Source organism: Arthrobacter sp. C152, assembly GCF_054890965.1.
The window spans coordinates 80,107-101,588 of the sequence record NZ_JBTZSU010000011.1 but is presented as its reverse complement, the minus strand read 5'-3'; the positions used below and the strand labels follow the sequence as shown (position 1 = coordinate 101,588).

General features: G+C 68.0%; 19 protein-coding genes and 1 tRNA gene. 8 read left to right on the top strand and 12 right to left on the bottom strand.

The genetic code is table 11. The annotated features are described in order from the left end of the window. The first annotated feature begins 245 nt into the window (after nucleotides 1-245). From ACYSM9_RS10430 to ACYSM9_RS10410, 5 genes are read left to right on the top strand one after another with little or no spacing between them, the layout of a single operon-like run. The gene (locus ACYSM9_RS10430) at nucleotides 246-956 is read left to right on the top strand and encodes an NUDIX hydrolase (RefSeq protein ID WP_461856903.1); all 711 of its coding nucleotides are present in this window, start codon (nucleotides 246-248) and stop codon (nucleotides 954-956) included. Beyond that, nucleotides 953-2,257, top strand: coding sequence for a quinolinate synthase NadA (gene nadA / locus ACYSM9_RS10425; protein WP_461856876.1), 1,305 nt, complete (start codon nucleotides 953-955; stop codon nucleotides 2,255-2,257). The genes ACYSM9_RS10430 and nadA overlap by 4 nt, the downstream gene beginning before the upstream one ends. Beyond that, complete coding sequence (locus tag ACYSM9_RS10420; RefSeq protein ID WP_461856902.1) at nucleotides 2,254-4,050, top strand: L-aspartate oxidase; 1,797 nt, start codon at nucleotides 2,254-2,256, stop codon at nucleotides 4,048-4,050. Before nadA ends, ACYSM9_RS10420 begins: the two co-directional genes overlap by 4 nt. After that, nucleotides 4,043-4,942 carry a carboxylating nicotinate-nucleotide diphosphorylase gene (gene nadC, locus ACYSM9_RS10415; RefSeq protein WP_461856875.1) on the top strand — a complete coding sequence of 300 codons (900 nt, stop codon included), beginning with the start codon at nucleotides 4,043-4,045 and terminating at the stop codon, nucleotides 4,940-4,942. The genes ACYSM9_RS10420 and nadC overlap by 8 nt, the downstream gene beginning before the upstream one ends. Nucleotides 4,943-4,945: 3 nt before the next feature. Further along, a complete protein-coding gene (locus ACYSM9_RS10410) occupies nucleotides 4,946-6,103 on the top strand; it encodes a cysteine desulfurase family protein (protein WP_461856874.1) in 1,158 nt (385 codons plus the stop codon). Between the two features lie 65 nt (nucleotides 6,104-6,168). On the opposite strand, the gene ACYSM9_RS10405 is transcribed toward ACYSM9_RS10410, so the two are convergent. The 3 genes from ACYSM9_RS10405 to ACYSM9_RS10395 are packed head-to-tail and all read right to left on the bottom strand — an operon-like array spanning nucleotide 6,169 to nucleotide 8,207. After that, nucleotides 6,169-6,651: a GtrA family protein gene (locus tag ACYSM9_RS10405; RefSeq protein WP_461856873.1), complete on the bottom strand. Its 483-nt coding sequence runs from the start codon at nucleotides 6,649-6,651 to the stop codon at nucleotides 6,169-6,171. 35 nt (nucleotides 6,652-6,686) lie between these two features. After that, entirely contained in the window at nucleotides 6,687-7,541 is an 855-nt protein-coding gene (locus ACYSM9_RS10400; RefSeq protein ID WP_461856872.1) for a fumarylacetoacetate hydrolase family protein, read from the bottom strand. 3 nt (nucleotides 7,542-7,544) lie between these two features. Continuing rightward, nucleotides 7,545-8,207: a DUF1684 domain-containing protein gene (locus ACYSM9_RS10395; protein WP_461856871.1), complete on the bottom strand. Its 663-nt coding sequence runs from the start codon at nucleotides 8,205-8,207 to the stop codon at nucleotides 7,545-7,547. Nucleotides 8,208-8,368: 161 nt separating this feature from the next. Here ACYSM9_RS10395 and ACYSM9_RS10390 point away from each other — a divergent pair, with 161 nt between their 5' ends. Further along, the gene (locus ACYSM9_RS10390) at nucleotides 8,369-9,175 is read left to right on the top strand and encodes a superantigen-like protein SSL4 (protein WP_461856870.1); all 807 of its coding nucleotides are present in this window, start codon (nucleotides 8,369-8,371) and stop codon (nucleotides 9,173-9,175) included. Between the two features lie 70 nt (nucleotides 9,176-9,245). Next, on the top strand, nucleotides 9,246-10,052 hold the full coding sequence (locus ACYSM9_RS10385; RefSeq protein ID WP_461856869.1) for a transglutaminase-like domain-containing protein: 807 nt from the start codon (nucleotides 9,246-9,248) through the stop codon (nucleotides 10,050-10,052). Here the strand turns inward: ACYSM9_RS10385 and ACYSM9_RS10380 are convergent. The 8 genes from ACYSM9_RS10380 to bcp form a co-directional block, all read right to left on the bottom strand. Next, nucleotides 10,049-10,510 carry a MarR family winged helix-turn-helix transcriptional regulator gene (locus ACYSM9_RS10380; protein ID WP_461856901.1) on the bottom strand — a complete coding sequence of 154 codons (462 nt, stop codon included), beginning with the start codon at nucleotides 10,508-10,510 and terminating at the stop codon, nucleotides 10,049-10,051. The genes ACYSM9_RS10385 and ACYSM9_RS10380 overlap by 4 nt on opposite strands. Next, nucleotides 10,510-11,619 carry an LLM class flavin-dependent oxidoreductase gene (locus tag ACYSM9_RS10375; protein ID WP_461856868.1) on the bottom strand — a complete coding sequence of 370 codons (1,110 nt, stop codon included), beginning with the start codon at nucleotides 11,617-11,619 and terminating at the stop codon, nucleotides 10,510-10,512. The genes ACYSM9_RS10380 and ACYSM9_RS10375 overlap by 1 nt, the downstream gene beginning before the upstream one ends. 194 nt (nucleotides 11,620-11,813) lie before the next feature. Beyond that, entirely contained in the window at nucleotides 11,814-15,047 is a 3,234-nt protein-coding gene (locus ACYSM9_RS10370; protein WP_461856867.1) for an efflux RND transporter permease subunit, read from the bottom strand. A gap of 64 nt (nucleotides 15,048-15,111) precedes the next feature. Next, nucleotides 15,112-16,614, bottom strand: coding sequence for a malate:quinone oxidoreductase (locus ACYSM9_RS10365; protein ID WP_461856866.1), 1,503 nt, complete (start codon nucleotides 16,612-16,614; stop codon nucleotides 15,112-15,114). 79 nt (nucleotides 16,615-16,693) lie between these two features. Next, entirely contained in the window at nucleotides 16,694-18,313 is a 1,620-nt protein-coding gene (locus ACYSM9_RS10360; RefSeq protein ID WP_461856900.1) for an ABC transporter substrate-binding protein, read from the bottom strand. A 221-nt stretch (nucleotides 18,314-18,534) separates the two neighbouring features. After that, entirely contained in the window at nucleotides 18,535-19,227 is a 693-nt protein-coding gene (locus ACYSM9_RS10355) for a fasciclin domain-containing protein (protein ID WP_461856865.1), read from the bottom strand. A gap of 246 nt (nucleotides 19,228-19,473) precedes the next feature. Continuing rightward, a tRNA-Leu gene (locus ACYSM9_RS10350) sits at nucleotides 19,474-19,558 on the bottom strand. Between the two features lie 96 nt (nucleotides 19,559-19,654). Next, nucleotides 19,655-20,128, bottom strand: coding sequence for a thioredoxin-dependent thiol peroxidase (bcp, locus tag ACYSM9_RS10345; protein ID WP_461856864.1), 474 nt, complete (start codon nucleotides 20,126-20,128; stop codon nucleotides 19,655-19,657). Nucleotides 20,129-20,224: 96 nt separating this feature from the next. Here bcp and ACYSM9_RS10340 point away from each other — a divergent pair, with 96 nt between their 5' ends. Then, nucleotides 20,225-20,683, top strand: a complete 459-nt coding sequence (locus ACYSM9_RS10340) for a MarR family winged helix-turn-helix transcriptional regulator (protein WP_461856899.1) — start codon at nucleotides 20,225-20,227, stop codon at nucleotides 20,681-20,683. Between the two features lie 101 nt (nucleotides 20,684-20,784). Here ACYSM9_RS10340 and ACYSM9_RS10335 read toward each other — a convergent pair whose 3' ends face one another. Next, a complete protein-coding gene (locus ACYSM9_RS10335; RefSeq protein WP_461856863.1) occupies nucleotides 20,785-21,474 on the bottom strand; it encodes a DUF4166 domain-containing protein in 690 nt (229 codons plus the stop codon). Between the last annotated feature and the right edge of the window lie 8 nt (nucleotides 21,475-21,482).

Sequence of the window (21,482 nt, the reverse complement as noted above, 5' to 3'; positions counted from 1 at the left end):
GGGCGGTCAACCTTCTTGGGGCTTGGTTCGGGGCGCGTTCCTTGTGGGACCACTTGAATTTACCGCCTCCAGCGGCGCCCCGCGGACCAGCCGGCGGGGGACCGGCGGCGAAGCCTCGGTTTGCGCCCGGGAAATATTTTCACTTCGCCCCCGGCTGGACGTATTATTAGTTTTGGTCAGGATGACCATAACTAAGCAAGCTGCCCTTGGAGAGGCGGTCGGAATGGCGGAAGGCGGTGGAACGGATGTACTACAGCTCGGCAAATGTTTCCGAGCGGCAGGCCGCGCCGCCGTCGCTGGCGATCTCCACCGTGATCTTCGCCCTCCGGCCGAGTGCCACGTCAGGGCGGCCCACGCTGTGGCTGCCACTGGTCCGGCGGATCAGGGAGCCTTTCAAGGGCCTGTGGGCGCTGCCCGGCGGCCCCCTGAGCCACAGCGAGTCGCTCCAGGATGCTGCCGCCCGCAACCTTCGCGAGACCACCGGACTGGCCCCCAGCTACCTCGAGCAGCTCTACGCCTTCGGCGGCCTGCACCGCTCACCGACACAGCGGGTGGTGTCGATCGTGTACTGGGCCTTGGTCCAGCCCACGGAAGCCGCCCTCGCCGACGAATCGGAAAACGTCCGGTGGTTCCGCGCCGACCGCCTCGGCGAGCTGGCCTTCGACCACAACGCCATCGTCGACTACGCGCTGTGGCGGCTGCGCAACAAGCTGGCCTACGGGTCGGTGGCCTACCACCTGCTGGGGGAGTACTTCACCCTGGCCCAGGTCCGCGAAGTCTACGAAGCCGTCCTGGACCGCGAACTGGACCCCGCCAACTTCCGCCGGCAACTCAAAGCCACCCCGGAAATCGAAGAAACCGGCGAATTCCTCCAGGGCGGAAAACACCGCCCGCCACGCCTCTACCGCTACACCGGCCGGCCCGGCCTCGACCCCGACAACAGGAGCACACCATGAGCAGCGTCAACACAGCGATCCAGCTGATCACGCGCGAACAGGCCGAACAGGGCGCTGCCGCAGACCGCAGCACCTGCAGCCCCGCGCTCGCCAAGGGCCCGTGGGACTACGACCTGGCCGAAGCGCTCGCCGGCATCCCCGCCTACGGCCCGGGCGCGTCCAGCGCCGACACCGCCCCGGCAGCCACCCCCCGCCAGGGCCAGCTGCCGGAGGAATACAAGTCCGCCAGCGACGCTGAACTCGCCCAGCGTATCCGCGCGGCGAAGGCCACCCTGGGCGACCGGGCGGTGATCCTGGGCCACTTCTACCAGCGGGACGAGGTCATCCAGCACGCCGACTTCGTGGGCGACTCGTTCCAGCTGGCAAACGCGGCGCTCACCAGGCCCGACGCGGAGGCGATTGTGTTCTGCGGCGTCCACTTCATGGCGGAGACGGCCGACATCCTCTCCACCCCGGAACAGGCAGTCATCCTGCCCAACCTTGCGGCCGGCTGCTCCATGGCCGACATGGCGGACGCAGATTCCGTGGAAGAGTGCTGGGAGCAACTGGAGGAGATTTTCGGCACCGAACCCGACACCGACGGCCGGGTCCCGGTCATCCCCGTCACCTACATGAACTCCTCGGCCGCGCTGAAGGCGTTCTGCGGCGAACACGGCGGCATCGTCTGCACCTCCTCCAACGCCAGGACCGTCCTGGAATGGGCCTTCCAGCGCGCGCAGCGCGTGCTGTTCTTCCCCGACCAGCACCTGGGCCGGAACACCGCCAAGGCGCTCGGGGTGCCCCTGGAGCAGATGCCCATGTGGAACCCGCGCAAGGACCTCGGCGGCAACGACGAACAGGTCCTGCTCGACTCCCGCGTCATCCTCTGGCATGGCTTCTGCTCCGTGCACAAGCGCTTCAGCGTGGCGCAGATCGAGAAGGCCCGCGCCGACTTCCCCGGAGTGCAGGTCATCGTCCACCCCGAGTGCCCCATGGAGGTGGTGGATGCCGCCGATTCCGCCGGATCCACCGACTTCATCAAGAAGGCGATCGCCGCCGCCACCGAGCCCACGACGTTCGCCATCGGCACCGAAATCAACATGGTGAACCGGCTCGCCGCCGAGTACCCGCAGCACACCATCTTCTGCCTGGACCCGGTGATCTGCCCCTGCTCCACGATGTACCGCATCCACCCCGGCTACCTTGCCTGGGTGCTGGAGGAACTGGGGGCCGGGCGCGTGGTCAACCGCATCACCGTGGACGACGACGTGCAGGCTAACGCCCGGACGGCGCTTGAGCGCATGCTGGCAGCGAGGCCATAGTGACCCGGCAGGCTTGGGCCGCCCTGCCGCCACGGCGGCTTGCCGTCGTCGGAAGCGGCATCGCCGGCCTGTACGCGGCGCTGCAGGCCACGGACGCCGGTGCCGACGTGGTGCTGCTGACCAAGGGCGCGCTGGAACACAGCAACACCTGGTACGCGCAGGGCGGCATCTCGGCGGTCCTTGGCACACCCGCCCCCGGCGATACCGTTGCCGTGCACGTCGCGGACACGCTCCGGGCCGGCGCAGGGCACTGCAACGCGGTTGCCGTCGAGCTGATGTGCACCGCCGCGGCCGGCGACATCGCCGGGTTGCAGCGCTACGGGGTCAGCTTTGACGCGGGCCACGGCAGCACAAACCACGACGGCGGACCGGCACTGGGCCTTGAAGCGGCCCATAGTGCCCCCCGGATCCTGCACGCCGGCGGCGACGCCACCGGCGCCCGCGTCGCCTCCGCCCTGATCCAGGCGGTCCTCGCGCGGCGGGATGCCGGACGGCTCGGGATCATCTCCGAAGCGCACGCCACGGCCCTGCGCATGAGCGCCGGAACCGTCACCGGAGTGGACTACCTCCGTGCCGGCCGGCCCGGCAGCATCCATGCCGACGCCGTCCTGCTCGCCACCGGGGGAGCCGGCCAGCTGTTCGCCCAGACCACCAACCCTGCCGTGGCCACCGCCGACGGGCTGGCGCTCGCGGTCCGGGCGGGAGCCGCAGTCGCGGACCTGGAGTTCTTCCAGTTCCACCCCACGTGCCTTGCAGAGACCGGGGAGCAGGCGCGCCTCGGCGGACCGCTGCTGATTTCCGAAGCCGTCCGCGGCGAGGGGGCCATCCTGGTGGATGCCGGCGGCCGCCGCTTCATGAAGGCCTACCACCCCGACGCCGAACTCGCGCCCCGCGACGTCGTCTCCCGCAGCATCGCCCTGCACCTGGCCAAGCTGGGCGACCCCACCGGCCACGTCTACCTGGACGCCCGCGTCATCGAACAGGCCAAGGGCAGCGGTTTCCTGCGCCGGCGGTTCCCCACCCTCACCCGCAAGACCCTCGAGGCCGGCATCGACTGGACCCGTGAACTGGTCCCGGTGGCACCCGCCGCCCACTACTGGATGGGCGGGGTCGCCACCGACCACTCCGGCCGCACCACCGTTCCCGGACTCTATGCCGCCGGCGAGGCTGCGTGCACGGGGGTCCAAGGGGCTAACCGGCTGGCCAGCAACTCCCTCCTTGAGGGCCTCGTCTTCGGCCGCCGCGCTGTTGAAGCTTTCCTCTCTGACCGTCCTGGCTGGGTGGCGCCTGCCGGCACCCCTCCGCGTGCTGTCTCGGCCGCGGGCGGCCTCCCCTTGACGCACGCTTCCGGGGTACCGGCAGGCGCCGTTGGCCGATCCGCCTTGGGTGCGGCATCAGTGGGCTTGGCGGATGGCTTGGGTGCCTGCAATGAGGGCCCTCCGGCCAGCTTCGGCGGGGGAGTAGGGGCCGGGGAACCCTTTTCCCGCCAGGCTCTTCGCTCCTTGATGACTTCGCATGCCGGGGTGCTGCGCTCTGGTGACTTGTTGGCTCAGGCCGGCCGGACGCTTGACCGGTGGGCCGCCGTCGTCCGTCCTGTCGACGTGCCCGTGTCCGCCGATCCGACCGCCCATGAAGACAGCAACCTGCTCCTGGCCGCCCGGCTGCTGGTCTCGGCAGCATTGGCACGCCGGGACTCCCTGGGCGCGCATTACCGCAGCGACGAAACCGCCGCCCCTGCCGAACCCGACGACACGTACTCCCTGCGCCCGAAAGCGAGCCTCCTCCATGACTGAAACCGCCGTTATCCGCCCGGCACTGGACCTCACCCTGCCGGCGGCTCCCGTCCGGGAGATCCTGGAACGGGCGTTCGCCGAGGACGCGCCCTCCGGCGACATCACCTCGCAGCTGCTCATCCCGGCCGGGGCCCGGGCCACCGCCGTCCTGAACGCCCGGGTGCCGGGCGTGCTCAGCGGGGCCACCGTGTTCCGTGATGCCATGCAGCTGGTGGACCCGGCCACGGACGTCGAGCTGCTGGTGGCGGACGGTAAAAGGTTCGACGCCGGCACCCACCTTGCGCGGGTCAGCGGCGCCGCCCGCTCCGTGCTGATGGCAGAACGCGTGGCCCTGAACCTCGTCCAGCGGATGTCGGCGATCGCGACGAAGACCGCGGAGTTCGTCCGGCTGACCGAGGGAACACCGGCGCGCATCACCGACACCCGCAAGACCACCCCCGGCCTGCGGGTCCTCGAGCGTTTCGCCGTCCGCTGCGGCGGGGGCATGAACCACCGGTACAGCCTCTCCGATGCCGTCCTGGCCAAGGACAACCACCTTGCGGTGATGACCGGCGGCGACCCCGCCCTGCTGACGGAGCTCCTGCGGGCCGCCAAGGCACAGCTGGGCCACACCACGCACTTCGAAGTGGAGGTGGACAGCATGGACCAGATCGAACCAGTCCTCGCCGCCGGGGTGGACACGATCATGCTGGACAACTTCACGGTGGAGGAACTGCGGGCCGGAGTAGCCCTGGTGGCAGGACGCGCCCGGGTGGAGGCCAGCGGGAACGTCAACCTCGGCACTGTCCGCGACATCGCCGCCACGGGCGTGGACGTGATTTCCGTCGGTGCGCTCACCCACTCGGTCGCCGCGCTGGACCTCGGCCTGGATGTCGAGCTGACGGCGGGCTGACCCGTGATCTTCCTTGATGCCGCCGCCACCACCCCCGTCCGCCGCGAGGTACTGGACGCCATGTGGCCCTTCCTCACGGGCGAATTCGGCAACCCGTCCAGCCACCACGGGCTGGGCAACGCGGCGGCCACCGCGCTCGCAGCCGCCCGGGCTTCGGCGGCCGCTGTCCTCGGCTGCCGGCCCGGGGAAATCGTGTTCACCTCCGGCGGGACGGAGGCGGACAACCTCGCCGTCAAGGGGATCGCCCTTGCCCGGCAGGCCGCCCGGCCGGAGCTTGACCGGGTGGTGATCAGCGCCATCGAACACCCCGCGGTGGAGGAATCCGCCCGCTACCTGGAACGCTTCCACGGTTTCGCGGTGGACCTGGTGCCCGTGGACGCCGCCGGGCTGGTCACGCCGGACGCCCTCGCGGCGGTGCTGCGGCCGGAGACGGCCCTGGTCAGCGTCATGTACGCCAACAACGAGGTGGGCACCGTGCAGCCGGTCGCCGCGCTGGCGGAAGCGGCGCACGCGCGCGGCATCCCGTTCCACACCGATGCCGTCCAGGCAGCCGGCTGGCTTCCGCTGGATGTGCGCGCGCTGGGTGTGGACGCCCTGAGCATCTCGGGCCACAAACTGGGCGCCCCCAAGGGCTGCGGGCTCCTGTTCGTCCGGAGCCGCACTCGGCTGGAACCGCTGGTCCATGGCGGCGGCCAGGAGCGCGGCCGCCGGTCGGGCACCGAAAACGTGGCCGGGGCGGTGGGCGTGGCCACGGCTTTGGCCCTGGCCCACGGCCGGCAGGCCGAGCAGCGGCAGAGGGTGGCCGCCCTGCGGGACGGGTTCATCGCCGCCGTGCTCTCCGGCGTGCCCGACGCCATCCTCACCGGCCACCCCACTGAGCGCTTGCCGTCCGTTGCCTCGTTCTGCTTCCCGGGCACCAGCGGCGAAGCCGTCCTGCTGGAACTGGAACGGCAGGGGATTGTGTGCTCCAGCGGCTCGGCCTGCGCCGCCGGCTCGGACGCGCCCTCGCCCGTGCTCACCGCCCTGGGCATCCCCGCCGGGGTTGCCCAGACCGCGGTGCGGTTCAGCTTCGACTCCTCCGTGACCCGCGACGACCTGGACGCAGCGGCCCTGGCCGTCCGGGCCGCCGTCGCCGGCGTGAAGGCGTTGGGCGCCCGCTGAGCGTTTCCCGCCCGCGCCTTCGCCGCCCGCCGGGCCTTCGCCGGGGCGGGCCTCCGGCGGCAGTGCTAGCGGTGCCGTGCGCGGCGGAAGATCCAGTGCCGGAGCAGGCTGAAGCGGACCGCGGTGGCCACGAACCCTGAGAGCGTGGTCGCCGTCAGCTCGTCACCCACCGTGGCCTCCGGATTGACCCAATGCAGCACGCCCAGGCTTCCGCCCGTGATCACCAGCGCCACGGCGATCACCACCAGGCCGTGGAGGTGGTCCCGGGCCTGGCGCTGCCGGCCCGCAATCTTGAACGTCAGCCGGCGGTTCAACGCCGTGTTCAGCAGGGAAGTCACCACCAGTGCCGCCGCGTTGGCCAGCTGGGCCCCCAACCACGGCCGCAGGACCGCGTACAGGGCCAGGGACGCCGCCGTGCAGACCACCCCGACGCCGGAGAACCTGATCAGCTGCCGGACCACCGGGAACCGCAGGATCCCGCGGTAGCGCCGGGTGGCGGTGAACCGGCGCGCGGACGGCTCCAGGGCAGGCTCCACAACAGGCTCCACAACAGGCTCCAGGGCAACTGGGGCAGGCCCGTCCCTCACTCCGTCATCCCACCGGCACGGATCCTCCCCGGCACCCCGGGCCACTGCGACACCCCAACCGGATTGGCCAGCTCACCGATCCCCTCGACCCTGCACACCACGGAGTCGCCGGGGGACAGCGGCGCGGTTGCGGCAGGGCAGCCGGTCAGCACCAGGTCGCCGGGGTGCAGCGTCAGCACGGAGGTGACGTAGACCAGGATTTCATCAACCTTCCAGCCCAGGTCTGCGGTGCTGGCGGCCTCCAGGGCAGTGCCGTTGAGCACCACGCCGATCTGCACGTCGGACTCATCCAGCCCGGTAGCAATCCAGGGGCCCGCCGGCGTGAACGTGTCCTGGCTCTTGGCGCTGAACCACAGGTCGTCGGTCTTTTGCAGGTCCCGGCAGGTGACGTCATTCGCGATGGTGAAGCCGAGCACCGCCTCCCGTGCGGTAGCAGCCGTCAGCGCCCTGGCGGTCCTGCCGATCACCACGGCCAGTTCGGCCTCGGGCTCCACCTGCCCCATGCCGGGGGCCAGCAGGATCTGCTCGCCGGGGCCGATCACGCTGGTCGCCGCCTTGTGGAATGCCTGCGGCGGCAGGTCACGGCCCGCGCGGCCGGTGTTGTGCGCCATGCCCACGACATTGGCCGGGACGCTCGGGGCGAGGAACACGAAGCCATCCTGCAGCACCGTCGTTCCCGGCCGCCAGCCGTCACGCCACGGACTGGAAGCGTTGGCCGCAGACCCCGGAAAAGGGGAGTCGATGACGGTCCAGGCGTCGCCGGCGGCGCCGCCCGCGACGAAGAACTGTTCGCGGGGCCGGGCAGCGGACAGCGGACGGACGCGGGCAACGCGCCCCGGAAGAACAGCCATGGCTCAGTACAGCTCGCCGACGGGGATGTCCACGGCCAGCCTGTTGGCGGGGCCGGCGAGGGGGCAGGCCCACGCCTCGTTATAGGCGCACGAGGGGTTGTAGGCGAAGTTGAAGTCGAGGACGAACGTGGCGCCTGGGCCGGTCCCGTTGACACCGTGGAAGGCGCCCTTGATGGTGTCCAGCAGGTAGCGCCCCGCGCCGTAGCTGCCGCCGGGCTGGCCGGCGGTGGCGTCGCGGAATGGAACGAAGATGCCGCCGCCGTAGCCGTGGATTTTCCACACGGCCAGCTGCCCCATCTCCGGCAGGTCGAACGTGCCCAGCCGGACGAAGTTGACCACGCCGTCGGTTCCCGTCTCCACGCTCATTGTGCGTCCGGCGCCCTCTTTCGTCAGGGGCACGTGGAACCGGTAGATGGGATCGTAGAACGCGGTCTTCAGCCCGTCGAAGGTTGCCCTCCCGGCCGCGGTCAGCGCGGATGCGGGGTGGGTGGCGAACATGAGGTCCCGATGGTGCCGCCAGTACGAGTGCGCCTCCGCCGGGTCGTCGGCTGCCAGCTTGCGCACATTGGCGTACATGGCGAACGTCCGCAGGCGCCAGTCAGCGATATCGAGGGCGGAGATGTCCGCGGGGTTGTCTTCTGCTGCGCCGGGCTGCTCTTCCGCCATACCTTCCACCCTAGTGCCACGCCGCCGCTGGAAGCGCACGACGGCGACACGCCCGGCTGGTGCCGGGGCTGCGGGCCGGGGGGAGAGGCTGCCGGGGAAGGGTCGTGACATGCCAGCGCGGTGGCCGCCGGTTGGCCGCCGGCACGGCTAGGCTGGCGTGCATGGTAGGCAAGGCAGCATCAACCGCTCTTTCCGGCATGTCCCTGCTGTTCACGGGGCTGCTCCTCGCGGGGTGCGCCGGCACCCAGCCGCAGGCACCGGCCTGGACGGCGCAGCCGGGGCAGGAATCGCCAGGCACCGGATCGCCCACGCCTGCAGGTCCAACCGCCGCCTCCCCTTCCGGCACCGCCCCGCCCAGCGCGTCGCCCACTGCCCCGCAGCCCGCCGCCACCGCATCCTCGTGGAAGACCTTCTCGGACCCGGGCAAGACCGTCAGCTTCGATTTGCCGCAGGACTGGATCGCACAGTCGGTGCCGCCGGAGGACGGCGCCCTTGCCGGTGCACTGAAGGTGGAAGTGAAGAAGCCCGACGGAACCTTCATGGCAGCGCTGCGGACGGGACTGCCGCCGTCGTCCGCCGACTGCCCCGACACTGCCCGGCGTCCGTACACGGTGATCAGCAGCGTGCCGATGGAGCTGCCTGCGGCCGGCGGGGAGGGAACCATACCGCCGCGGATGGTCTACCGGGTGATCCAGGGCTACCGCTTCTTCGGGTCCTACGGCATCACCAACGTGGTGGGCGGCGCGGACGGGCAGGCGTGCGAGCTGCGCAACGTGGTCCGCGGCCCGGCGGGCCAGGGGGACTACTCCTTCGGCGACGTTGTGTCGCTCAAGGCCTTCGCCCCCGACGAGAAGGTGGCCCCGGCGCTGGCGTTCGACACGCTCGCCCAGGCCGCCCAGTACGTCAACGAAAGCTCCGACTTCGCCAACGTGCAGCGGATGCTAATGTCGCTGAAGGTCAAAAACTAGTCCCGCTGCCCGCTCCCACGAGGTGCCGGGGCACGCGACTTTCCGTCCGCCCCCACACCCCCGGAGAGACATGGAACGTTCTGTTTCCGCACGCCTGGTCTTCAGGACCGCAGCCAACACCAAGGTGGCCATGGCCATCGCCGCAGCGAGGAACAGCGGGTATTCGTCCTTCGAGGAGGCTCTGTCCGTGGTGGCCGGCGGCAGTGAGGTGCCGCTGACCGAAATCGCGGACCACCACGGCGGACGTTTCCACTACATGGAGTTCGCCGAACCTGCCGAAGTCACCGTGGAGTATTCCGCCACCGTCACCGGCCGCGGCGAGCCGGAAGCAGCAGGCCTGGCGGAGCGGATCCGCTACGTCCGGCCCAGCCGCTACGCGGAATCGGACCGGCTGCTGCCCACGGCCTACGCGGAATTCGAGGGAGTGCAGGGTGCCGGCCTGCTGCAGGCGGTCCGCAACTGGGTGAACGGTGAACTGCGGTACCTCAGCGGCTCCTCCAGGGGCACGGACGGCGCGGTGGAAACCCTCCTGAGCCGGCGTGGCGTGTGCCGCGACTTTGCCCACCTGGCCATCGCGCTGTTGCGCTCCAAGGACATCCCCGCACGCCTCGCGGCCGTGTACGCCCCGGGCCTGAGCCCGATGGACTTCCATGCCGTGGCGGAGGCGTACGTGGAGGGCGCGTGGCACGTCATCGACCCCACGGGGCTTGCCCCGCGGGAGTCGATGCTGCGGATCACCGCCGGGCGGGACTCGTCGGACACCGCCTTCCTTTCCACCGTGGGAGGCAGCCTCACCCTGAACCAGCTGCGCGTAACGGCCGTGGTGGATGGCGACCTTCCGGTGGAGGATCCTTCGCAGCTGGTGCAGCTGGGCTAGCGTTTCCCCAGCGAATTCCGCAGCTTGTCGGTCAGCCGCGCCAGTTCCTTTTGCTCGGCCGGGGTCAGTGCCGGGGTCACCAGGGCGGAAATGTCCCGCACGTGCTCCCGGCCGATCTCCTTCTGGAGCTCGCGTCCCTCATCCGTCAGTTTGAGCAGCACGCCGCGGCCGTCCTCCGGCGCCGGCATCCGGGCGACCAGGCCCCGCTTTTCCAGCCGTTCCACCAGCCGGCTCAGGCTGGACTGGCTCAACAGGACGTTGTCGTTGAGCTCGTTGAGCCGGAGCCACCCGGACGGGCAGCGGGAGAGCGTGAACAGCACGTCGTACTCGTTGACCGCCAGTTTCCGGAAAGCCGGACCCGACTGCAGCTTGCGCATCACCGCAACCTGCGCCCGGAACAGCGACTCCCACGTCTCGGCCGCCAGCCGGACGGGCGATTCCTTTCCTCCGGCGCCCATCATGCCTCCGAGGTGGCGTTTTCGGCGCCCTGCGCTGCCAGCAGGGCAGCCACGCGGCCGGCGTGGGTGGGAGGCTCCGGGACGTGCGCCGGCTTGAGGGCGGCGTACTCCTTGCGCAGGACCGGCAGGACTTCCTCGCCGAAGAGGTCAAGCTGTTCCAGGACGGTCTTCAGCGGAAGTCCGGCGTGGTCGATCAGGAACAGCTGCCGCTGGTAGTCGCCGAAGTACTCACGGAAGGTCAGGGTCTTCTCGATGACCTCCTGCGGGCTGCCCACGGTCAACGGCGTCTGGGACGTGAAGTCCTCCAGCGACGGGCCATGGCCGTAGACGGGGGCGTTGTCGAAGTAGGGGCGGAACTCCTTCACGGCATCCTGGGAGTTCTTCCGCATGAAGAACTGGCCGCCCAGCCCGACGATTGCCTGGTCTGCCGCGCCGTGGCCGTAGTGCTCGTAGCGCTCACGGTAGAGGCCGATGAGCTGTTGGTAGTGCTCCTTGGGCCAGAAGATGTTGTTGGCGAAGAAGCCGTCACCGAAGTACGCGGCCACTTCCGCGATCTGCGGCGTGCGGATGGAACCGTGCCACACGAAGGGGGCGACGCCGTCGAGCGGGCGCGGCGTCGAGGTGAAGTTCTGCAGCGGCGTCCGGAACTTGCCGGACCAGTTCACGGTGTCCTCGTCCCAGAGCTTGCGCAGCAGGCTGTAGTTCTCGATGGCCAGTTCCACGCCGTCCTGGATGTTCTTGCCGAACCACGGGTACACCGGGGCGGTGTTGCCGCGGCCCAGGACCAGGTCCACGCGCCCGTCCGCCAGGTGCTGGAGCATGGCGAAGTCCTCGGCGATCTTGACGGGGTCGTTCGTGGTGATCAGCGTGGTGGCCGTGGACAGGATGATGCGTTCAGTCTGGGCGGCGATGTAGGCGAGGGTGGTGGTGGGGGAGGACGAGAAGAACGGCCGGTTGTGGTGCTCGCCCAGGGCGTAGACGTCCATGCCGATTTCCTCGACCTTTTTGGCGATGGCCACCGAGGCCTTGATGCGTTCGTGCTCGGTGGGGGTGCGGCCCGTGGTGGGGTCCGTGGTGATGTCGCTGACGCTGAAAACACCGATCTGCATGGTGTGCCTCTTTCCGTTCCTGGACTTGCTGGCTTGGTTTAAGTGTAAACCAATTTAGATGCATTTGCATCTATCAGTGTCTGCAACGCTGCTGCGCACGGATTATTCCCGCCTCCGGTCCACGGGTGGGACAGCCATTAACGCAGTCATGCCCGCACAGCAGCAGCGGCACGGGCATGACGGGACAGGTTGGCTTAGTCGGCTCCGCCGGGGGCGGCGCGGCGGCCGGTGACTTTCGGAACCTGGCCGGTGGTCCAGTCGCGGAACTCGGCGTCGACGTCCGCGGCCGGGCCGAACTCCGGCCGTGTGTGCAGGTCCCGGAGCAGGGCTTTCTTTTCGCGCCGGCCCTCCACCAGCCGGTACAGCACCGGAACCAGGACCAGGGTGAGCGCGGTGGAGGACACCAGGCCGCCGATCACCACCACCGCCAGCGGCTGGGAAATGAACCCGCCGCCGCCCGTGAGTCCCATCGCCATCGGCGTCAGTGCGAAGACCGTGGCGAGGGCCGTCATGAGGATGGGCCGCAGGCGCTGCCGGGCCCCGTGCGTGATGGCGTCCGCCACGTTCATGCCGGGACGGCCGTCGCGCGGCTTCCGGTACTGGTTGATGAGGTCGATCAGCACAATGGCGTTGGTGACCACGATGCCCACCAGCATCAGCATGCCGATGAGGGACGGCAGCCCCAGCGGCACGCCGGTGAGCAGCAGCAGGGCCACGGCGCCGGTGGCCGCGAACGGGACCGAGACCAGCAGGATCAGGGGCTGGACCAGGGATTTGAAGGTGGCCACCATGATCACGTACACGATGGCGATGGCCGCAAGCAGGGCCAGGCCAAGCTGCCGGAAGGATTCCGCCTGCTGGGTGGTGGCGCCGCCCAGTTCCGCGGTGACCCCCGGCGGCAGCTGGACATCGGCCAGGCGTTTTTGGACTTCGTTGCTGACCGCACCCAGGTTGGCGCCCGACGGCGTGACGGACACCTTCGCGGTGCGCTGGCCGTTGCTGGCGGTGATGGAAACGGGAACGTCCACCTGCTCCACGGAGGCGATGCTGCCGAGCGTCACCGCCCGGCCGCCCGCTGGCAGCGGGATGTTGCGCACGGCGTCGATGCTGGTGAACCTGGTGCCCTGGCCGATCCGGACCGGGAAGTCGTTGGTATCGATCCGCACCGTGCCGGCGGGGATGGGGCTGATCGTGGAGGCGAGGACCCCCGCCACCTGTTCCTCGTTCAGGCCGGCGGCCACGGCCTTGGCCCTGTCCACCTTGACCTGCACCACGGGGTTGGTGGCGGCCAGGTTCGTAGCAACCTCGCTGGTGCCGGGGACGCCGGTCATGGCGGAGACCATGGCATCGCTTGCCGCCTGCAGGTCCGCGCTGGTGGCCGCCTTCAGGGTGATGTCCACCGTGGAGGACGTGCCGAAGCCGCCCTGCTGTGTGCCCACGGAGATCTTTCCCGAGTCGGGGACCTTCGCAAGCTCGGAGCGTACGGTGTCCTGCAGGCGTTCCTGGTTGGCTTTATCGTCCGTCACCACCGTGAAGGTGGAGTTGGAGGATCCCGTGGACGTGAGCGCCGCAAACCCTGCCTGGGCGTTCCCGGAGGTCACCTGGACGTCCTTGATGCCGTCGATGCCGCGGAGGACTTCCTCAAGGCGGATTGCTGCCGCGCTGGTGTCCGCAAGGCTGGTGCCGGCGGGCAGTACCTGGCGGACTGTCATGCTGTTCTGGCCGGAGTTCCCCAGGAGGTTCGTGGCCAGCAGCGGTGTCATGGCGCCGGTGGCGCCGAGTACCAGGACCGCTGCCAGCAGGGTAATGACCGGGTGTTTTTGCGTGGTCCGGAGGATGGGGAGGTAGCCACGCTGCAGCCGGCTGCGCTGTTCGGCGTCGTGGGCCTTTGCCTTGGCCTCGGCGGCGATGCGCCGGGCTTCCGGCGACCCGGCGGGGAGGCCGCCCGGGACGGCGCCGGGGTTCTTGAGGAACCAGTAGGCCAGCACGGGGACGATGGTCAGGGACACCAGCAGGGATGCCAGCAGCGCCATGGTGACGGTCAGGGCGAAGGGCCGGAACAGTTCCCCGGCAAGTTCGCCCACGAACGCGATCGGCAGGAAGACGGCCACGGTGGTCAGGGTGGAGGCGGTGATGGCGCCCGCCACCTCACGGATGGCCGTCAGGATCGCGGCGGACTTCTCCTCGCCGTAGCTGAGGTGGCGTTTGATGTTCTCGATCACGACGATGGAGTCGTCCACTACGCGGCCGATGGCGATGGTGAGCGCGCCGAGGGTCAGGATGTTCAGCGAGTAGTGGGTGGCGGACAGGCCGATGAACGTGATCAGCAGGGACAGCGGGATGGATACGGCCGTGACCAGGGTGGAGCGGGCCGACATCAGGAAGAGCAGGATGACCGCGACGGCGAAGCCCAGGCCGAGCAGGCCCTCTGTGGTGAGGTCCTTGATGGACTTCTCGATGAAGGGGGCCTGATCGAACACCGGCGTGAATTTGGCGTTGGAGCCCAGTTCGGCCTCCAGTTCAGCCAGGCTGTCCCGAACAGCGTGCGAGATGCCCACCGTGTCACCTTCAGGCTTCTTGGTGACCGAGACCGCCAGGGTTTCCGCGCCGTTGGTGCGGGTAATGGAGGTGCGTTCGTCGTCCTTGAGGGTGACGTCGGCAACGGAACCGATGGTCGCGGCATTCTTCGCTCCGGACAGCGGGAGTGCCTTGATGGCGTCGAGGGAATCGACCGGGCTGCCGATCTGCAGCGAGAGGGTCTTGCCCTGGTCCTGGAGTGTTCCGGCCGGAACCAGGGCGCCGTTGTTGGACAGGGCGTCGCGGATGGCGGACACGCCCGCGCCGGAGGCTGCCAGGGCGTCGGCGCGGGGGAGGATCTCGATGTGCTGGGAGGCGCCGCCGGTCACGTCGGCGCTGCGGACGCCGTCGATCTTCTGCAGCCGGGGGACGCTGAGCCGCTGCAGGTCGGCGTTGAGGTCGCTGAGCGGCTTGTCCGATGACACGGCGAGGAACACGATGGGGAAGTCACTGATGCTTCCGGCGATGGCCTGCGGCTGGACGTCGCTGGGAAGCGTCCTTTTGGCATTGGAGATCGCCCGGTCGATCTGGTTCCTTGCCCGGTCCAGGTTGGAGCCGTAGGTAAAGACCATCGTGATCTGCGAAACGCCGGTGCGTGACGTGGAGGAGGTGGATTCCAGCCCCTCCACGCCGTTGAGTGCCTTCTCCAGCGGCCCGCTGACCTGCTTGTCCACCACCTCCGGGGACGCGCCCGGCATGGCGGTCAGCACCGTGACCTGCGGGAACTCGATCGAAGGGATGAGCTCCTGCTTCAGCGAGGACATGGTGATGACGCCAAAGACCGACGCGAAGACGGTGATCAGCGCGATCAGGGCCCGGTTTGCCAGTGACAGGTGTGCCAGCCGGAACATTGATGGTCTCCTGGGGTTAAGTGACTGGTACAGGCCCTGGGTGCCAGCCGCTGGCCCCTCAGGGTCAGCGGCTGGCGGAAACGCTCTCCAGCTGGAGGGATTTGGCCGTGGCCCGTTCCAGCTCGGCGGCAAGCTCGGGGTTCTCATCCAGCTTGACGCCGTAACCGGGCATCATGTCCTTGAGCTTGGACTGCCAGCCCTTGAAGTTCTTGGGGAACGTCTTTTGCAGCAGTTCGATCATGATGGGGACGGCAGTCGAGGCTCCGGGGGACGCGCCCAGCAGCGCGCCGATGGAGCCGTCGCGGCCGGCGATGACTTCGGTTCCAAACTGGAGGATGCCGCCCTTTTGCGGATCCTTCTTAATGATCTGTACACGCTGGCCGGCGGTGATCAGTTCCCAGTCGCCGCCCTTTGCCTCCGGGTAGTACTCGCGCAGTGCCTCGACCTTCTGGTCGTGCTTCTTGACCACTTCCTTGACCAGGTACGCGGTCAGGTCCATGTTGTCCTTGGCCACGGCCAGCATCGGGATGATGTTGCCCGGGCGGATGGACAGCGGCAGGTCCAGGTAGGAACCGTTCTTCAGGAAGTTGGTGGAGAAGCCGGCGTACGGGCCGAATAGGAGCGAACGCTTCCCGTTGACGTACCGGGTGTCCAGGTGCGGGACGGACATGGGGGGAGCGCCGACGGACGCCTGGCCGTAGACCTTGGCGCTGTGCTGGGCGGCGATGGTTTCGTCGGTACAGCGGAAGAACTGCCCGGAGACCGGGAACCCGCCGTAGCCCTTGCTCTCCGGAATGCCGGAGGCCTGGAGCAGGTGCAGCGCGCCGCCGCCGGCTCCCACGAAGACGAACTTGGCGTGGATTTTGCCGTGTTCGCCGGACTTGGGGTACTTCAACGAAAGGTCCCAGCCGCCGTCGGAAGCCCTGGAGATGCCGGTGACGTCGTGGCCGTAGTTGATCTCGACGCCGTTGTTCCCCAGGTACGTTGTCAGCTCGCGCGTCAGTGCGCCGAAGTCGACGTCCGTGCCTTCGGCGGCGCGGGTGGCGGCGATGCGCTGTTTGGGGTCGCGGCCCTTGACGATCAGCGGCGCCCACTTGGCGATCTGGCCGTGGTCCTCGGAGTATTCCATGCTCCGGAAAAGGGTATGCGGCTTCAGTGCCTCGTACCGGGTCTTCAGGAAGCGGGTGTGATCCTCGCCGATCACGAAGCTCATGTGCGGGACGGTATTGATGAAGCCCTTGGGGGAACCGATGAGGTTGCGGTCCACCAGGTGGGACCAGAACTGGCGGGACAACTGGAACTGTTCATTGATGAGCAGTGCCTTGGCGGGGTTGACTGAGCCGTCTTTGGCTGCAGGGGAGTAGTTGAGTTCGCAGAGCGCGGCGTGGCCCGTTCCGGCGTTGTTCCACGGGTCGGAGCTTTCGAGCCCGGGCTGGTCCAGCCGTTCGAACAGGGAAATGCTCCAGTCCGGCTCCAGCTGCTTGAGGAATGCCCCCAGCGTTGCGCTCATGATGCCGCCGCCAATCAGGACGACGTCGGCATGTGGGGTCTTGGAAATGAAGGTCACGATCAGTCTCCGATTGCAGCGGCTCTGGCTGTCACAGAATATCCCCGCCCTGCCCGCATACTGAAATTGGACCGGCCCGTCAAGGCTTTAGTTGCACCTTCGTAAAAACTTCATTTAAGACCGGTGACGCGGGGTAGGCCAGGACCCGGTCGGAGAGGGCCAGCGCGGAGATGGGGAAGGCAATCGGCACGGCCGGCACCGTCGCTGCGATCTGGGTGTTGATGGTGTGATATTGCTCATCGCGCTCCTTGCCTTCCGGCAGCCCGCGCGCCCGGTTGATCTTGGAGAAGACCTGCGGGTCCTGGTATCCGAACTCGCCGTTCTTCTCCCCGAAGAGCGGGCCGACGAAGTTGTCGGCGTCGGAGTAGGAGCCGTTCCAGCCCAGGATGTGGAGCGCGTGGTCGCCGGGGGACTGGACCTTTTGGAGGTACCCCTCGGACCAGTCCACCGGGACAGGCCGGATGTTGAAGCCGACGGCCGTGAGCTGCCGGCTGAGCTCGGCGTAGACCTTCTCGGGCGTCGGCAGGTAGGGCCTGGTGACGTTGAGCGGGTAGTAGAACTTCAGCTCTTCCCCGGCGTATCCGGCCTCCTTGAGGTAGTCCTTCGCCTTGGCGGGGTCGTGGCCGAGCTCCGGCGCGTCGTTGTTGAAGCCGCTGATCTTGGGCGGGACGAACTGCGTGGCCTTGGCGGTGTTGTCGATGAAGAACTTCCGGATCAGGGTTTCCTTGTCGATGGCCAGTTCCACCGCCTGCCGGATCTTCTGGTTCTGCAGCACCGGCACGTCCTGGTTCATGCCCACGTACATGACGGAGAAGGGGTCGCGCTGGACAATCTGCTTCCCGCGCTTGACCAGCTGGTCGAAATTCCCCACGGTCACGGAGTCGTAGCCGTCGATCTTGCCGTCGAGCAGGGCCTGCAGCCGGACCTGGGGGTGGTTGTAGGCCAGGAAGTTGATGGTGGCGATCTGTCCGCGGTCACCCCAGTACGCCTTGTTGGTGGTCAGGGTCACGCTGTCCGTGCCCCAGGCGGTCAGGGTGAAGGGGCCGGTCCCCACGGGGTTTGTGGCGAAGGCGGACAACGGCTGGCCGCCCCGGTTCTGGTCCAGGACGTCGGCCTTGCCTGCCGCCAGGGCCGCGGGGGAGGCGATGGCGAACGCCGGCAGGGTCAGCGCCTGGAGGAAGGCGGTGAACCGCTGGGCCAGGTCAATCTGCACGGTGTCGGCGGAGACCGCGGTACAGCTCTTGAAGATCGACAGGTCAGGCTCATCCGAATGGGCCTTGAACACGCTCTTGAAGGAACTGCCGGGGGCCTGCCGGCGGAGCTCTGCGGGGAAGGCGAACCAGCGGTTGAAGTTGGCGCAAACGGCGTCGGCATTGAACGGGGTGCCGTCCTGGAACGAGATGCCGGTCCGGAGCTTGAACGTGTAGGTACGGCCCTCGTTGGATTCGTTCCATTCGGTGGCCAGCAGGGGAGTCGGCTTGCCGGTGGTCTGGTCGACGCCCACCAGCCCCTCAAGGATTTGCCGGGTGATACGTTGCGATTCGACGTCGTTGGACAGCGCCGGGTCCAGGCCCAGGGGCTGGGCGGCGGTGCCGAAATTGAAGGTGGCGTCCGGCTCGGCTGCGGGCGTGGAACTGGGTGATCCGGAGGTCGGCGACGGTGACGGCGAACCTGTGCAGGAGGTCACGCCCAGCGCCATGAGGACGGCGCCGGCCTTGATGGCCGTCCGCCGCGATGTACTGCTGGACACTCGTTTACCACCCCTGGATCCCCGGCGGCTCCGCCGGATGCGGGCCGGGACCAGTCTAGTGGACGGGTTCGGCCGTTCCCCGTATGGCGAAGGGCGGGGCACACAGCGGGCCGGGGCCGCTGGATCTGCTGTCCAGTGGCCCCGGCCCGTCCGCATAGCCGGTGGTTGGCTTACTTGGGCATCAGTACCGAGTCGATCAGGTAGACAGTTGCGTTCTTGGTCTTGACGCCACCGCAGACCACGTTGGCGTTGTCCACCTTGAGCGAGTCTCCGCTGCCGGTCACGGTGACGGAACCGCCCTGCACGGTGGCGTGGGTTCCGGCGATCTTGTCCGGCGTGATCTGGCCGGGCACCACGTGGTAGGTCAGGATCTTGCTCAGCAGGGCGTCGTCCGTCTTGAGGGTCTCGATGGTGGCCGGGTCGATCTTCTTGAAGGCGTCATCCACGGGGGCGAAGACGGTGAACTCGCCGCCGTTGAGCGTATCCACCAGGTTGACCTTGGGGTTCAGCTTTCCTGAGACGGCGGCGGTGAGCGTGGTCAGGATCGGGTTGTTGGAGGCGGCAACGGCGACCGGGTCCAGTGCCATGCCTTCCACCGAGCCGGCGCCCGTGGGAACCTGCTGGGCGTAGGCGGCGCAGCCCGGGCCCACCAGGTTGGCGGCCGGATCCATGGCCGAAGCCGAGGAGCTTGCGGATGCGCTGGCGGACGGGGACGCCATCGTGGAGCTGGGTGCGGAGGACATCGGCGCCGAGGAAGCCGAGGAACCTGAGGTGCTGCCCGACCCGCCGCAGGCGGTGAGGCTGAGCAGAGCGGCCGCTGCAACGCCTGCGACGGTGAAAGTGGTGCGCTTGATGGTCTGCATTTGAAGAGTCTCCTTGGATCGTTCGTTAGCCCGCCGCCCGGGATGTGGCCGGCGCGCTTCCTTACCTGGTGCGGGCACCTGCCCTTGGCCGGTGTCTCACCAACAATTCGGCGGGCGGCCGGGGACGGATGGGTGGATCCGTGGAGTTTTTCGGCGCGGCACGAAACAGGCGTGCCCGGCGCCGGCCACAATTGGGTTGGGCTTAACGCAAGGATCCCCCGGCCGGAGCCGGGGGATCCTCGATATTGGTGCGCAAGGGGGGACTTGAACCCCCACGCCCGAAGGCACAGGAACCTAAATCCTGCGTGTCTGCCAATTTCACCACTCGCGCCAAAGCTTCCTGGCGTCAACGCAACAGCGTTCGACGGCGGATGCCAGTGTCCATTGTAGCGTTGCGTCCGCAGGACCCGGGCAGCCAGGAAGCGGGTCAGGCGTCCAGCTGCAGGTCCCGGCGAAGTTTGGCCACGTGTCCGGTGGCCCTGACGTTGTACTGGGCCAGGGAAACATTGCCGTCGGCGTCCACCACGATGGTCGAGCGGATCAGACCCTCGTAGGTCTTGCCATAGTTCTTCTTCTCGCCCCATGCGCCGTACGCCTCTGCCACGGCGTGGTCTGCGTCGGAGAGCAGCGGGAAGGTCAGCGCTTCGTTGGCGGCGAACTTGGCGAGTTTTTCCACGGGGTCGGGGGAGATCCCCAGGACGTCGTATCCGGCTGCCTGCAGGGATGAAAGGCTGTCGCGGAAGTCGCAGGCTTCCTTGGTGCAGCCCGGGGTGGACGCCGCAGGGTAGAAGTAGACGATGGTGGAGTGTCCGGGCCGGGGAGCGAGGCTGACGTCCTTGCCGGTCGAGTCCCGCAGCGTGAAAGCCGGTGCCTTGTCGCCGATAACGAGTCTGTCAGCCATTGTTTTTCTCCTTGTTGCAGGCGGGACACAACAGCCTAGTAAGCACGTGCGCACAGTGCTAATCGGCACTTGGCTATACTTGCTGCTATGCCTGATATGGATCACTGGCCCACGGGGCGGCTCTTGTCCACTGCTGCCCGCCTCGTAGAACACTCCTGGAATGAAAAACTTGGCGCCATAGGCCTTACCCACGCCGGCGTTATCGCCATTGAGGTCCTGGACGCCCAAGGGCCCATGACCCAGGCCCAGCTGGCCCAGTATGTCCGCGTCCAGGCGCAGACCATGGGCAAAACCCTCAGCCGGCTCGAATCCCACGGCCATATAGCCCGGGTCCGGAGCACCTCGGACCGCAGGAGCCACGTGGTATCGCTGACGGAGCGGGGCAAGGAAGCCGTGGCAGCGGCCGTGGAAATGGAGCGCTCGGTGCTGGCCTCGGCGTCCATAGATCCCGAAGTCCTGCGCCAGGAACTCCAGGCCGTGGTCCGGGAACTGGCCAGCCAGTTCGCCACGACGCCCAGCAACGCCAGCGCCCTGGTGGATAACGGGGCAAAATAGGCGCGCGGCAGCAAGCCGACAAGCGGCCCGGTCTTGGAAGAGACCGGGCCGCTTTCTTGTCCGCTCGTGGAATACATAATGACGCGCTTCGCCTCCCGGCCCTATTCCCGGATTTCTTCCCTCAGCGGTTTGAGCTTCCCGGGGAAGGGCGCGCCTGCTGCCAAGTCAGGAAAGGTGCAGGTGAATTCGCCCCGGTACCCGAACAGGAACCCCAGCACCGGGTTCCGTACCTGCATCTGGATGGTGAAAGCCCCGCGTTCGTCGTCGAAGCTCTCGTACAGGTCTGCGGTGCCCGTGAGCGCCGCGGGTACCCTGAAGCCCGCGAAGCCCTCGTAGAAGCGCTGGACTGTCGATTGCAGGTGCAGGGAACCGTCGGCGAGGGCCTCCACCTTCAGATCCGTCGCCAGGTGCTGGTGGGTTCCAAGGTAGTCCACGATGCAGTTCCGCTGCGGGCTGTAGATCATGGTGGCGTCGAAGCGCCGGTGTTTCCGTAAGCGGGGCAGTTCGAGCGTCCTGATGAAGGTGACCGTGGGCCTGCCGTACGCGTCCACATAGGGGTAGTTCTCGATTGTGAACGGAATGTCCCGGCCTTGGTCCGGAAAGAGGATGTTGCGGTACGCCCCGACATGAAGGAACGGAAGGGTCCACCAGGCGCCGCGGCGTACCTCTGAGAAGATCCCCCGGCCGACGCAGGCAAGGTTGTTTTCGACGTCCACACCGAAACGTTTCTGCAGCATCGGGTGCAAATCCTGGAAATCCTTGCCCAGCGCCAATTCGAAGATCGAAGGCATATGTCGGT